We start from the raw sequence: 13,772 nt of genomic DNA, 5'->3' as shown, positions 1-13,772 counted from the left end.
GTGTCTTACATCTATAATACAGCACGAGAGCCCTGGCGTTGACCGGTCGGGTCGGGCGCCGCACAAGGGCAGTGAAAGGATTGAACGATGGCGACCGAACCGGCACCCGAGACGCAGACCGCAACTGCGACCAAGCTGAAGCTCGATCCGCCCGAAGTGCTTCAGTCCGTTGCGCCCGCGGAAGCGGCAGGCCTTGTCCCGCTCAAGACCGAAGAGACGACGGAGCTCGACAAGCGTGTATCGCAATTCGTTGACGAGCTTGCTGGTCTCGACGCGAACAGCCCGGAATTCGGCAAGAAAGTCGACCAGCTGACCGGGATGGGCCGCAAGGAGATCGCGGAGGCCGCCGGAGCCTCGAACCGCTTCCTCGATCGACCCGTCAAGGCGATCGACAAGGATACTGGCATCGGCGCCGATCTTACCGAGTTGAGGCGCACCGTCGAGAGCCTGGATCCCAAGGAAGCAACCAAGACCCGCAAGTTGCTCGGGATCATTCCCTTCGGGAACCGCGTCGACCGCTATTTTGACAAGTACCGAAGTTCACAGACGCATATTTCGAAGATTCTCAGCAGCCTTGCCAACGGCAAGGACGAATTGCTGATGGATAATGCAGCGATCGACACCGAGCGCGCGAACTTGTGGAAGACCATGCACAAGCTCGAACAGATGGTGCACATCTCGAAGACCCTCGATCAGAAGCTCGAGGACAAGGCGAACGATCTCGATGCAACCGATCCTGCCAAGGCAAAGGCAATTCGGGAGACGGCGCTCTTCTACACGCGCCAGCGCACGACCGACCTTCTGACCCAGATGGCGGTCACGGTTCAGGGTTATCTCGCCCTCGACCTTGTCAAGAAGAACAATGTCGAACTCGTGAAAGGCGTCGACCGCGCATCAACGACCACGGTCGCTGCCCTTCGAACTGCAGTGACGGTCGCACAGGCGATGACCAACCAGAAACTGGTCCTCGAGCAGATTAGCGCGCTGAACACCACGACGGCCACCATGATCGACTCAACCGGCGAGATGCTGCGCACGCAGACGGGAGCCATCCATGAACAAGCGGCAAGCTCGACCATCCCGCTCGAGACGCTGCAGCGCGCCTTCCAGAACATCTACGACACGATGGACCAGATCGACCAGTTCAAGCTCCAGGCGCTGGGAAACATGAAGCAGACCGTTGATACGCTGGGCAAGGAAGTCGAAAAGTCGAAGGGATATATCGCCCGCGCCGAAGGCGTGAACCAGGGCAAGCTGGAAAGCGCGGCTTCTCCCTTCACTCCGATTGAGGCGAAGTGACGGAGGTCACTGACAAGGTTGAACGCGCGATCGCGCGGTTCGAGCGGGTCACTCGTCAGCTCGACGAGCGCGGCGGCCCGGCGCAGGAGGCAGCGCGGCGCGAGCGGCGGCGTTTGAATGCAGGGATCGGCCGAACGGTGAGCCGGGTCACAGCTGGCATCCTTGCGGTCTGGTTGGCAGTTCTCGTCGTGGGCATGGTGCGGCCAATCGGCATGACGGGCTTCCTTCTTGCCCTCCTTGCCACAGCTGTCGTTGCCGCGATCTCCCTCGTGCGCGGCGGGCGCCAGGCGATATCGGTGCCCGCGCCCTCGAGCGACCTTCCCAATGGCCCGATGGTCGAACGTTTCGACTCCTATCTCTACCGCGTGCGAGGGGCCCTCCCCGCTCCTGCCCGCGCCGAGCTCGATTCCATCAGCCAGCTGTTGCCCTCGCTGAAGCAGACGCTCGCGCGCCTCGAGACGCTTGACCCGACGGCACAGGATGCACGCCGGCTGATGTCGATCCACCTGCCCGGCCTCATCGACCGGTACGAGCGCGTGCCCACCGCCTATCGCCAGGAGCGAGACGGCGAGGGCAAAACGGTCGACGAGCGGCTTGTCGAGGGATTGGCCGCGAGCCGTTCCGCACTTGCGGAAGTAAGCGAGCAGCTTGCGCGTGCGGACGTCGCCGCGCTCGAGACCCAGGGCCGCTTCATCCAGTCGCGTTACGGCGAGCAGCGCATCGACAGCTGAATAGGGGGCGGTAGTTAGAGATTGCGTGCCGCCACCGCTCCGCCCATGATAATAAGCAGTTAACGGCAGCTGGAGCTGACGGGGATGCAGCTTGCCTTGGCCAGTGCTGCTCGAAGACAGACAGGCGGCTTTCGCCTGCCTCCTGCCGTGCCTCCCTTCAACACGCTCACCTACTGGCTGTTCACCTCGCTTTGGATGGTTGCGTTCGCGCTCGCGCTGACGGGACCGCTTGCGGGTTTTTACCTTCGCTACACCGAGCCGGCGAACAATTCGCAGCTTCTGCTCGGGAGCAGGGCGGGGTTTGCGGTCTCACCGCGGGACGCCACGATGGTGCGCTTCACCGTGGGCCCGCAGGCCGAAACCGCCGGGATCGTCGCTGGAGATCATATCGTCGCCATCTATGGGCTCGCGCTTCCCGCGAAGATGCCGGTCGACGAGCAAACGCTGGCCATTCACGCGAACGACCCTGCTTATATCGCCCTTGGCAATCTCCTCTACGGAACCGACAGCGCGGATGTCCCGATCAGCGTTCGCGATCCCGACGGCCGGGTCCGCGACGTGACCGTCACCACGGGCGAGCATCATATCGACGCGGGCGCCCGAGCGCTCGGTATCGCGCCCAAGTGGCTGAGTTTCATCGACTTGCTGCACGTGCTTGCCTACCCGTTCCTGCTGTGGGCGGCATGGCTGCTGCACCATCGCAACGCGCGCGACGCAGTCAGCTCCATCCTCTCGCTCGCGGTCTTGCTGTCGATGGCTGCCGAGCAGCCCTCCTCGATCTTCCTTCAGCACGTAGGGGTGCCGCGCTGGCTCAATGTCACGATCTACGATCTTGGCAACGTACTTCTCCTGACCGGCATCCTGCTCTTCCCGCACGGCAACCTGTCGTGGCGCCGCGCAGGTGTCATCGCGCTCCTGCCGATCCTCATGTTCCTCCGCGGTACGCTCTATCAGACCTTCTTTGTCTGCTGCATGATCATTGCGGTCCTGTCGCTTCTGCGCTGCCTTCGGCTGACTGATTCAAGCGAGCAGCGGCAGCAGGTACGATGGGCCCTCTTCGGCATCACCTCCTATGCCGTTCTCCGCTCGCTTTCGATCGTTGCAGATACCTTCAAATGGACCACCGACAGCTTCGGCCACCAGCTGCTGGTCGAAATGTCGGCGGGTATCAGCCTGGCGCTCGCAGTGCTGGTGCTGCAGTTCGGGCTGCTCATCGCGCTCATCCGCTTTCGGCTTTACGATGCCGAGTTCGTCATCAGCCGCTCTGCGAACATCGCCCTTATCACGGTGACGGTCGCGGCCGTTTTCGCGGGGACCGCGGACGGCCTCAAGCAGATCATCTATAATTATTATGGGAACAGCAACAGCGAGGGGCCGGTCATCTTCGCCGCTGCTCTCTCGACCGTGCTCATCAACCCGATCCAAGAACGCGTCCAGCGCTGGTCGGAGAAAAGGTTTCAGAGGAACCTTTTTCTCCTGCGCGATGACCTGCCCGAGGTCGCGCGCGACATGCGTGAGACCGCATCGCTCGGCGACATGCTCGACGAGATCCTGGCGCGGGTAGATCGCGGCGTTCGCGCTGTGCGGAGCGCGGCCATCGTAAACGGCTGCGTGCTTCGCGCCCGAAGCATCGCGGTCGACGAAGTCGAAAGCTGGCGCGTCAGCAAGTTCGCGCAGGATTACAAGAGCGACATGTGCGAGCCGCACGACAAGCAATTCCCCATTCGCGTGCCCTTGATCCCGAGCTCCGACAACGAAGAGCCGATCGGCTATCTCCTCGTTGGCCCAAGACCCGACGGCTCGCTCCCCAGCCGTGACGAGCAAAAAGCGCTGAAAGAAGTGTCAGAAGCGATCGCCCGGGCCATCCGCACCGTCATCAAGCGCGAAGCGCGCGAGCTGCAGGTTGCCGAGCTCATTGCCGACAATGCGCGGCGGATCGAAGCTCTGGAAGCGCTCCTTGCAGGAGGTCCAGCGGTTGCTCCGAGGCGTCCGCGAACCGCCTGATCCACGTCATTTAACTCGGCTTAATTGACCTTGTTCAAATCAAAGCATAATTCACATCCAAAGCGACACTTCAAATCCGACTCGGCCGCTCCCTTGCTAGGCGACGCGGGAACATAGCTTTGACGTGGTTCGACATGAGGAGTGTGAAGATGCGGAAGCTAATGCTGCGGGGCACAGCAGTCGCGATCGCTTTGGGATCGACGGCCGGGCTTGCCAATGTTGTTGTAGTAAAGTCGTTGGGACCCTCAGCCAGGGTCTATCCGCCGGGCAAGACTCTGCCCGAAAGCGCCAAGATCAACCTGCAGGGCGGCGACGTCGTGACCGTGATCGGGCCGGCGAGTGCGCAGACGCTCCGCGGGCCGGGCAATTTCGATGCCAAGCAGGTTGCACTTGCGGCCGCCGCTGGTCAGCGCGGCCGATTTGGTGCGCTGCGTGCCGCTGAGGTCGCTCAGAACCCGAGCATCTGGGACGTCGACGCGAGCGCCGGTGGCAAGGTGTGCGTCGCTAACCCCGCCAAGCTTCAGCTGTGGCGTTCGGACAGCGAGGGCCCGGCGACGGTCCAGATCCGCTCTGTCGACGGCAAGTCGCAGCAACTGACCTGGGCCGCAGGCAAGGCGCTTGCTCCCTGGCCGGCAACCCTGCCCATCAAGAGCGGAAGCCAATATTCCGTTGAATGGCCGGATGGCGGCGACACCAGCAAGCTCGACGTCGTAACCGTTGCATCGCCTCCCGCCGACCTTGTCGGTGCGGCCCAGGTGCTGCTCGAGAACGGCTGCCAGAAGCAGCTGGACCTTCTGGTCGAGAGCGCAAGCAAGGCTGCTGCGGCGAAATAGTCAGCCAATCACGTGCGCGGCCCTCAGGCGCTTCAACTCCTCGGAGTGGAGCCCGAGGGCTTCGAGTACGTCGTTTGTGTGCTCGCCAAGGTCGGGAGGCGGGAGTTCTGAATCCGCCCGCTCCCCATCGAGACGGACGGGGGACCCTATCTGCGGGACTCCCGCGATCGTGCGGACCATCTTGCGGTGCTGCGCCTGCACGTCGGCAAATGCCTGCGAGAGCGAATTGATCGGCCCTGCAGGAATGCCGGCACGCTCGAGTTGCTGCAGCCATTGTGCTGCAGGGCCGCTGCGAATGACCTCCTTGACCAGCCCGACAATCGCATCCCGGTTCGCCACCCGGGCCTCGTTCGAGGAAAAGCGCTGATCGCTCGCCCATTCGGGATGGCCGCAAATCTCGGCCAGCCGCGCAAACTGGCGATCGTTTCCGACGGCAATGATGATCGGCTGGTCGGCCGCTTCGAACGGCTGGTAGGGAACGATATTGGGATGGGTGTTTCCCTGCCTTGGCGGGTCTTTTCCGGAGATGAGCGCATTGGAGGCCTGGTTCGCCATCACGGCGAGCTGCGTGTCGAACAAGGCCATATCGATGGTTGCCCCCTCGCCCGTCCTTTCGCGGCGGAACAGAGCCGCCAGGATCGAGGCGCAGGTGTACATCCCGGTGAAGAGGTCGGCGATCGCAACCCCTGCACGCATCGGCCCTCCGCCAGGCTCGCCGTCCGGAAGTCCGGTGACGCTCATCATTCCGCCCATTCCCTGGATGATGAAGTCGTATCCTGCGCGATCCGCATAGGGACCGTCCTGGCCGAAACCCGTGATCGAGGCATAGACCAGGCGCGGATTGGCGCTGCGCAAGGTCTTGGCATCAAGGCCGAACTTCGCAAGGCCGCCCACCTTGAAATTCTCCACGATGACGTCCGCGCAAAACGCCAGCCTCTGCACCAGCGTGGCGCCTTCGGGCCGCGCAAAATCGACCGCCACGGACTTCTTGCCGCGATTGCAGCTGAGGAAATAGGCTGCAACGCGGCTGTCGCCCTCCCCGAACCATGGCGGACCCCAGTGACGAGTGTCATCGCCGGCTTCGGGGCGCTCGATCTTGATCACCTCGGCTCCAAGGTCGGCAAGCAATTGCGTGCACCAGGGGCCTGCAAGCACCCGGCTGAGGTCAAGGACGCTGATGCCTTCGAGCGGCTTCAATGCCGCCGCTTCCAGAAGCGGCGATCGGAGAGCACGGCGTGCGCCGCATTGTGGCCCGGTGCTCCGGTAACGCCGCCGCCGGGATGCGCGCCAGAACCGCACAGGTAGAGGCCTCCAAGAGGCATTCGATAATCCGCCGCTCCGATCATCGGACGCGCGCTGAACAGCTGGTCGAGACCCATCTTGCCGTGAAAGATATCACCGCCGATGAGCCCGAACCGCCGTTCGAGATCCACCGGTGAATGGATCTGCCGGCCGAGTACCGACTTTGCAAAACCCGGCGCGTGGCTGTCGACCGTTGCGATGATCTGATCGGCCGCCTGCTCCCGCTCCCCGTCCCAGCTGCGGCCCGCGCCCAGGTCATAGCGGAAGTGCTGACAGAACAGACTGGCGACATGCTGGCCCTTGGGCGCGAGCGTCGAATCCAGCGTCGAGGGAATGAGCATCTCGATGATGGGCTGCTTTGCCCAGCTGTTCACCGCTGCATCGAGATAGGCGCCGTGCATGTAGTCGAGGCTCGGCGCCATGATGATGCCCGCGGTCAGGTGGTTTCCCTTCTTGGGCAGCACCGTGAATTTCGGCAATTCCGACAGGGCGACATTCATGCGGAAGGTCGCGCTTTCGCATTTCCAGCCGTTCATCCGTGCAGCGACGTCCGCATCCACAGCGCCATCGGGTACCAGACGATCGAACAGCAGCTTGGGATTGACCCCGGCTACAACGATTGCCGAATTCCAAGCTTTGCCATCGGCAACCACGCCTGCGGCCCTGCCCGCGTTGACGATGACTTCTTCAACCGGAGTATTAAGCAGAATGTCGACGCCCGCTTCACGGCAGGCCCGCGCCATCGCCTGGGTAATAGAGCCCATTCCCCCAATTGCGTGGCCCCAGGCTCCGGGCACTCCCGCTGCCTCTCCGAAAAGGTGGTGAAGGAGCACGTAAGCTGTACCTGGCGATTGCGGCGAGGCGAAATTACCAACGACGCCGTCGAAGCCGAACAGTGCCTTGGTAAGGTCGCCCTGGAAATGCCGCTCGAGAATCTCCGATGCGCTTCGAACGGCAAAATCGTGAACGATCCGCGTTTCAGCGAGTGACAGGCCCGCCATGTCACGTCCAAGACTGAGGAGTTTGGGAATGGCACTTACCGTGCGCCCGACATTCGGCGGAGCGCGCAAAAGCCATTTCTTGAGCAGCCGGACGACGGTCTCGAGCTCATGATGATAGCGATCGTATGCCGCGGCATCGGCCTTGTGATGTCTCGCGATCTCCTTGCGGGTGAGGCCGCCGCGACCAGACAGCAAGTAATCGCCCTGTCCGGGCAGGAAATTGTCGATCTTGCGCAGCACAACCTTCAGTCCGTGTCGCTCCAGCTCCATGTCGCGGATGACCTTGGGCTGCAGGAGGCTGACCGTGTAACTCGCAGCCGAGTTTCGAAATCCTGGAAGGAACTCGTCGGTAACGGCAGCGCCGCCAACGGTAGCGGCAGCCTCCAGCACCGCGACTTTGAGGCCCTTTTTTGCGAGATAATAGGCGCAGGTGAGGCCGTTGTGGCCGGCGCCGATGATGATTGCGTCGTGCATGGTCAGCACCGCCATAGCGGCGGAAGATTCAACGCATCAACACCAGTTCTTCGGCCATCGTCGGGTGAAGCGCGATGGTGGCATCGAAATCGGACTTCTTGAGCTTACCCTTGATCGCCACCGCCGCGGCTTGGAGAATCTCGGGCGCGTCCGGTCCGATCATGTGAATGCCGACGACGCGGTCGGTCGAGCCGTCCACCACCAGCTTGTAGAGCGAGCGCTCGTTGCGGCCGGCAAGCACGTTCTTCATCGCACGAAAATCGGACGTGAACGTCTTTACCTGGCCAAGCTTGTTCCTGGCTTCACCCTCGGTCATGCCGACCCCCGCAAGCGGCGGATGGCTGAACACTGCTGAGGGCACGCAATCATAATCGACCCGGTGCGGCTTGTTGCCGAAGAAGCTATCCGCAAAGGCCTGGCCCTCGCGGATCGCAACCGGCGTCAGCTGGATCCGGTCGGTGACGTCGCCGACCGCGAAAATGGAGGGCACGTTCGTCCGATTGTCCGCATCGACTTTGATCTCGCCCCTTTCGCCCATTTCGACGCCGGCTGCCTCAAGGCCCATCCCCCGCGTGTTCGGATTGCGGCCGACGGCGAACAGCACCTCCTCGGCCTCGATATCGTCGCAGCCCGTCATTGCGACGTGGAGAGTCCCATCATCTCCCTTCTCGATACGCTCGATGGTCGCGTGAAACTTGAAGTCGATGCCTTTTCGAAGCGAGATCTGGATCAGCCGGTCGACGATCTGCTGGTCGTACTGGCGCAGGATCGTATCGGTCCGGTTCACCAGCGTCACGTGGCTTCCGAACTGGTGGAAGATCCCTGCAAATTCGTTGGCGATATAGCCGCCACCGGCGATGACGATTCTCCGGGGCAGATCGCCGAGGTGAAAGACTTCGTTCGAGCTGATGGCGTGCTGAATGCCTTCAGCCTGCGGCATTGCCGGGGTCGCACCCGTCGCGATCAGGATCTTGTCTGCGGTAACTTCCTTCCCGCCCGAAAGCCTGATCAGATTTTTCCCGGCAAGCTCGGCTCGCTCGTGGAAGATCGTGACGCCGTGGTTGGTCAGAGTCTCCGTGTAAGCGCCTTCGAGGCGACCGACCTCGGCAAGGACGTTGTCGCGAAGCACCGGCCAGTCGAAGCGCTTCTGGGGAACGTCCCACCCGAACATCGCGGCGTCATCAAGATCCTCGGCAAAGTGCGCGCCGTAGACGAGAAGTTTTTTCGGGACGCAGCCCCGGATCACGCAGGTGCCGCCGACCTTGTGCTCCTCGGCGATGCCGACGCGTGCGCCATAAGCGGCCGAGACCCTTGCGGCGCGGACGCCGCCCGAGCCAGCGCCGATCACGAACAAGTCGAAGTCAGCCATTCCTGTTCTCCAGTGGGAGTAAGCGCCCCAAGATGATCATTTAGAGCGGCAGCCAGACATGGGGTCCCGTCCGCTGTAATCCCGCTCCGATCACAGCGCAGACCGCTCGATCAGCGCCCGCGTCGAGGCATCGAGGCTTTTGTCATCTGCTCCTTCGGCGAGCTTTCGCGCCATATCCTTGCCGAGCTCGACCCCGAACTGGTCAAAAGAATTGATGCCGAGAAGTACTGCATTGGCAAAGGTCCGGTGCTCGTAAAAGGCGACGAGCGCGCCGAGCGAGCGTGCATCCAGCCGATCGAGGAGCAATGTCACGCTCGGACGGTTGCCCGGATACGAACGTTGCGGATCCTCACTCTGCCTCCCCTGCATGAGCGCTGCCCCTTGGGCGAACGCATTGAGGAGGAGAAGGCGGTGATGGTCTGGGTCCTGGTCATCCTCGCCCTTCTGGACCGCCACGAACTCGACGGGCACCAGCACGGTGCCCTGGTGCAGGAGCTGAAAGACGGCATGCTGAGCGTCCGTTCCCGTTCCGCCCCAGGTCACAGGCGCCGTCGGGTGCGCCACGGGCGACCCCTCCTTCGTCACCGATTTTCCGTTGGACTCCATCTCGAGCTGCTGGAGGTATGAGGGAAGCAGCCTCAATCTTTCGTCATACGCAAAGAGCGCCCGGGTCTGGCAACCCAGCTCCTCCGCATAGAGGCGGTCGGCAAAGGCGGCGATCAAGGGGACGTTGGCCTCTGCTTCGGTGAAGCGGAAGTGACGGTCCATCTCTGCCGCGCCCTCAAGCAGGGTTTCAAAAACATCCCATCCAAGTGCTAGCGCCGCAGTGATCCCGACGGAGCTCCACAGTGAATAGCGCCCGCCAACCCCTTCCCCGAACTGAAGGATGCGCGTCTCGTCGATACCCTCGCCCAGGGCAGCCTCGGGATCGGCACTGACCGCGATTAGCCGGCCATCCGGGTCCGCTACACCTGCCGCCCGGAGCCACTCCCGCGCCGCCTCCAGGTTCTTCATGGTTTCGAGCGTGGTGAAGGTCTTGGAAGCAACGACCACCAGCGTCGTCGCCGGATCAAGGGGTTTTACTGCATCGTCAAAGGCGGCGCCGTCGATGTTTGACAAGAAACGGACCTTGAAGGCCGCAGAGCGGCGCCCGAGTGCATCGACGAGGAGTGCAGGTCCAAGCACCGAGCCGCCAATCCCGATGTGCAGGATGCCAGTGACATCACCAAAGGCTCCCGCCTCGATCGCGTCGACAAGCGCGCGCATGCGCTTTCGGCGGGCTGCTGCAAGGTCGACTTCCTCGGGCGCACCGTTGCCGCGCTCCGCGACATGGGTCGCCGGACGACCCTCGCTCAGGTTGACGATCTCGCCGGCGAACAATGCATTTCGCTGTGCCTCGAAGCCGCACTCCTTCGCGCGCGCCCGATATTTGCCGATGAGCTCCTGGTCGAGATGGGTCTTGGACCAGTCAAAATAGATCCCGGCCGCTTCAAAGCTGAGACGAGCGAGCCGATCAGGCTCGATTGAGAAGAGCTCCTCGAGCCCGCGGATCGAAGGATGGTTCATTGTCGCCGCACATAATGCGCGGTCCGCCATTTGCCACCCCAGCTTGACCAATCCTGCCGCACCGGAAACAAGCGGCCGATGACCGCGCGTTCGACAAGCCGCAATCCCTCGAGCGCGGCCCCCAAAAAAGATCGGGAGCAGGAGAGCGCTGGCTCGCTCGCGCGCTTCATCCTCATCGTCGCGCTCGTTGCCTGGGCTTTCCGAACCTTCGTCGGCGCGCCTTTCAACATTCCGTCGGGCTCGATGCTGCCGACCCTCTACATCGGCGACTATCTCGCAGTCGCCAAATGGCCCTACGGCTATTCCCGTTACAGTTTCCCCTTCGGCTTCCCGCCGTTCGAGGGCCGGGTCCTGGAACGCCTGCCTCACCGCGGAGACGTTGTCGTATTCCGCCACCCGGCCGAAAACGCCGACCTCATCAAGCGGGTGATCGGCCTGCCCGGAGACACCGTCGCCGTCCACGATGGCCGGCTGTTCCTCAACGGCCGCCCCGTCGCACGCCAACCCATGCCCCCCGCGCAGATCGCGGTAGCCCCCAATAGTCCTTGCCGGGTGGTCCCTCCGGCCAGTCCGTTCGTGGCGCAAGTGGGCAGGCAGTCCTACTGCCTCTACAGGGCCTATCTAGAAACGCTTCCTGGCGGTCCAACCTACACCGTGCTCGACCAAGTGGATCACGGGCCTGCAGACGAGTTTGCCGAAACCCGAGTGCCGCCGGATCACGTTTTCCTGATGGGGGACAATCGCGATGACAGCCTCGACAGCCGTTTTGCCCAGTTCGAGGGCGGCGTCGGCATGGTTCCCGCGCAAAACCTCATCGGTCGCGCTGCTTTCACCTTCTGGTCGACGGACGGCAGCGCCTCCTGGTTCAAGCCATGGACCTGGTTTTCGGCGTCCCGGTTCGAGCGGATCGGCAACGGCTATACGGGGGACGCTCGATGAGCGAGGACATCCGCGCCTTCGTCCATGACAAGCTTCGCCATGAACCCGGGGATCTGCGCCTGTTCGAACTGGCGTTCACGCACGCAAGTGCCGGCAACCCGAATTATGAGCGCCTGGAGTTCCTTGGAGATCGCGTTCTTGGAATGGTGATCGCCGAAGCGCTCTATCAGCGATATCCGAACGAACCGGAGGGCAATCTTTCCAAGCGGTTCAACGGTCTCGTCGACCGCGAGACATGCGCCGAGAACGGCCGGGAAATCGGCGTTCCGACGCTTCTTCGCCTCGGCAAGCAGGCAAGAGAGGACGGCGCAAGCCAGAGCGGCAACGTTGTTGGCGATGTCGTCGAAGCGCTGATCGGGGCCCTTTTCCTCGATGGCGGGATGGACGCCGCAAAGGACTTCATTCTCAATCTGTGGGAGCCGGACCTCGCGAGCCAGAGGCGCGCTCCGCAACATCCCAAGTCCGCACTGCAGGAGCTTGCTGCGGCAAAGGGGGTGAAGGCACCAGTGTACGAGGTCGTATCGCGAACGGGCGCTCACCATGCACCAAAGTTCACGGTGCGGGTCTCGGTCGCAAAGCTGGGACAGGCGACCGCCGAGGGTGCGAGCAAGCAGGAGGCGGAAACCAGCGCAGCTGCCTCTTTGTTATCCCAGCTGCAATGAATGACCTCCAGACGCGCGCGGGGTTCGTCGCCGTGATCGGTGCGCCCAATGCCGGCAAGTCGACGCTCGTCAACGCTCTTGTCGGCCAGAAGGTCGCGATCGTCAGTCCGAAGGCGCAGACGACGCGCGCTCGGCTGATGGGGATTGCCATCCACGACCATGCCCAGATCCTGCTGGTCGACACCCCCGGCATTTTCGAGCCGCGACGGCGGCTCGACCGGGCGATGGTCGCGGCCGCCTGGACCGGGGCGCAGGACGCGGACCTCGTCTTGTTCGTCATCGACGCGTCCGGCAGCCTCAATGCGCAGGTCGAGGCGATCGCGCAGTCGCTCGGCGACAGCAGGCAGCCGCTGTTCCTGGCGCTGAACAAGATCGACCTCGTCAAGAAGAGCGACCTCCTCGCGCTCGCGGCGCGGCTGTCGGCGAGATTGAGCCCGGCCAAGATTTTCATGATCAGCGCTGCCCAGGGCGACGGGGTTCCCGATCTGAGGCACGCACTCGCACAAGCAATGCCGGAGGGTGTGTGGCTCTATCCCGAGGACGAGGTCTCTGACGCGACCGACCGTATGGTCGCAGCCGAGCTGACCCGCGAGCAGATCGTCAACCAGCTGCACCAAGAGCTGCCGTACGCGACAGCAGTCGAGACGGAGACCTGGGAAGACCGTCCCGATGGCTCCACCGCCATTCGCCAGCAGATCCTGGTGGAACGCGACAGCCAAAAGGCGATCGTCATCGGTAAAGGCGGACGCCGGCTCAAGGAGATCGGCGCTGCCGCCCGCGCGGAGATAGCGGAGCACCTCGGGCGCCCGGTGCATTTGTTCCTGCACGTAAAGGTCAATCCGCGGTGGGACGAGGACCGGAGCCTCTACCGCGAAATAGGGCTGGAGTGGGCCGACTGAATTGTTTCCTCCACCCATGAGGGGACGATCTCGCCCGCTTTTCCGATGCGGCTTTGGTCGAACATGTGGCTGCCAAGGCTCGGTTCGAGATTGATTTCGATCGTGCTGGCTCCGCAATAACGGGCGGTCTGAACGAAACCTGCCGCCGGGTAGACCGCCCCCGAGGTGCCGATGGAAACGAAGAGGTCGCAGCTTCGGAGTGCATCCTCGATACGCTCCATCGCGTAGGGCATCTCGCCGAACCAGACGATGTCGGGGCGCACCAGTCCCGTTTCACCGCAGCTCGGGCAAGACGCCTGCTCTCCCATGGGGCCGCTCCAGGAAAAGCGCTGGTCGCACGCGAGGCACCAGCCGCTCGCCAGCTCGCCGTGCATGTGGATGAGCCTCTTCGAGCCTGCACGTTCGTGGAGGTCGTCGACATTCTGGGTCACGAGCAGGAAGTCGCCGGGCCATTGCGCCTCGAGGCGCGCGAGCGCCTCGTGAGCCGAGTTGGGCCTCACCATCCCAAGCTTTGCCCGCCGCGCATCGTAGAAGCTGTGAACCAGCGCCGGATCACGGCGGAAAGCCTCGGGGGTCGCGACGTCTTCCACGCGGTGCCCTTCCCACAGGCCGTCCGGCCCGCGGAAGGTTGCAAGGCCACTTTCGGCCGAAACGCCCGCTCCAGTCAGTATCACGATATTGCGAACAGCCATG

The 13,772-nt window shown here is 63.0% G+C and carries 12 protein-coding genes; 7 read left to right on the top strand and 5 right to left on the bottom strand.

The genetic code is table 11. The annotated features are described in order from the left end of the window. Positions 1 to 87: 87 nt before the first annotated feature. The 4 genes from V8192_RS13415 to V8192_RS13400 all read left to right on the top strand — a co-directional run bounded on the left by V8192_RS13415 (position 88) and on the right by V8192_RS13400 (position 4,867). Complete coding sequence (locus V8192_RS13415; RefSeq protein WP_341633606.1) at positions 88 to 1,299, top strand: toxic anion resistance protein; 1,212 nt, start codon at positions 88 to 90, stop codon at positions 1,297 to 1,299. Beyond that, a complete protein-coding gene (locus tag V8192_RS13410) occupies positions 1,296 to 2,030 on the top strand; it encodes a hypothetical protein (RefSeq protein ID WP_341633605.1) in 735 nt (244 codons plus the stop codon). Before V8192_RS13415 ends, V8192_RS13410 begins: the two co-directional genes overlap by 4 nt. A gap of 84 nt (positions 2,031 to 2,114) precedes the next feature. After that, positions 2,115 to 4,034 carry a hypothetical protein gene (locus V8192_RS13405; RefSeq protein WP_341633604.1) on the top strand — a complete coding sequence of 640 codons (1,920 nt, stop codon included), beginning with the start codon at positions 2,115 to 2,117 and terminating at the stop codon, positions 4,032 to 4,034. A 149-nt stretch (positions 4,035 to 4,183) separates the two neighbouring features. Continuing rightward, positions 4,184 to 4,867 (top strand): hypothetical protein, encoded by a 684-nt coding sequence (locus V8192_RS13400; protein WP_341633603.1) that lies wholly within the window; start codon positions 4,184 to 4,186, stop codon positions 4,865 to 4,867. Here the strand turns inward: V8192_RS13400 and V8192_RS13395 are convergent, their stop codons facing one another. The 4 genes from V8192_RS13395 to pgi all read right to left on the bottom strand — a co-directional run bounded on the left by V8192_RS13395 (position 4,868) and on the right by pgi (position 10,579). Beyond that, the gene (locus tag V8192_RS13395) at positions 4,868 to 6,064 is read right to left on the bottom strand and encodes a CaiB/BaiF CoA transferase family protein (RefSeq protein WP_341633602.1); all 1,197 of its coding nucleotides are present in this window, start codon (positions 6,062 to 6,064) and stop codon (positions 4,868 to 4,870) included. It abuts the gene before it with no gap. Continuing rightward, positions 6,061 to 7,653, bottom strand: a complete 1,593-nt coding sequence (locus V8192_RS13390) for a phytoene desaturase family protein (RefSeq protein ID WP_341633827.1) — start codon at positions 7,651 to 7,653, stop codon at positions 6,061 to 6,063. Before V8192_RS13390 ends, V8192_RS13395 begins: the two co-directional genes overlap by 4 nt. A gap of 19 nt (positions 7,654 to 7,672) precedes the next feature. Next, entirely contained in the window at positions 7,673 to 9,013 is a 1,341-nt protein-coding gene (gene gorA / locus V8192_RS13385) for a glutathione-disulfide reductase (RefSeq protein ID WP_341633601.1), read from the bottom strand. Positions 9,014 to 9,103: 90 nt separating this feature from the next. Next, the gene (pgi, locus tag V8192_RS13380) at positions 9,104 to 10,579 is read right to left on the bottom strand and encodes a glucose-6-phosphate isomerase (protein ID WP_341633600.1); all 1,476 of its coding nucleotides are present in this window, start codon (positions 10,577 to 10,579) and stop codon (positions 9,104 to 9,106) included. A 78-nt stretch (positions 10,580 to 10,657) separates the two neighbouring features. On the opposite strand from pgi, the gene lepB reads away from it, so the two are divergent. The 3 genes from lepB to era are packed head-to-tail and all read left to right on the top strand — an operon-like array spanning position 10,658 to position 13,079. After that, positions 10,658 to 11,518, top strand: a complete 861-nt coding sequence (lepB, locus tag V8192_RS13375) for a signal peptidase I (RefSeq protein WP_341633599.1) — start codon at positions 10,658 to 10,660, stop codon at positions 11,516 to 11,518. Further along, a complete protein-coding gene (rnc, locus tag V8192_RS13370; protein ID WP_341633598.1) occupies positions 11,515 to 12,180 on the top strand; it encodes a ribonuclease III in 666 nt (221 codons plus the stop codon). Before lepB ends, rnc begins: the two co-directional genes overlap by 4 nt. Beyond that, on the top strand, positions 12,177 to 13,079 hold the full coding sequence (era, locus tag V8192_RS13365) for a GTPase Era (RefSeq protein ID WP_341633597.1): 903 nt from the start codon (positions 12,177 to 12,179) through the stop codon (positions 13,077 to 13,079). Before rnc ends, era begins: the two co-directional genes overlap by 4 nt. Here era and V8192_RS13360 read toward each other — a convergent pair. Then, positions 13,046 to 13,771 carry an NAD-dependent deacylase gene (locus V8192_RS13360; RefSeq protein WP_341633596.1) on the bottom strand — a complete coding sequence of 242 codons (726 nt, stop codon included), beginning with the start codon at positions 13,769 to 13,771 and terminating at the stop codon, positions 13,046 to 13,048. The two genes, era and V8192_RS13360, sit on opposite strands and share 34 nt — an antisense overlap. Between the last annotated feature and the right edge of the window lies 1 nt (position 13,772).

The organism is Sphingomonas agri (genome assembly GCF_038148795.1).
Classification (GTDB): Bacteria; Pseudomonadota; Alphaproteobacteria; order Sphingomonadales; family Sphingomonadaceae; genus Sphingomicrobium; species Sphingomicrobium agri.
Note: the sequence above shows the minus strand (reverse complement) of the source record. Positions and strands in the feature narration are given on the sequence as shown.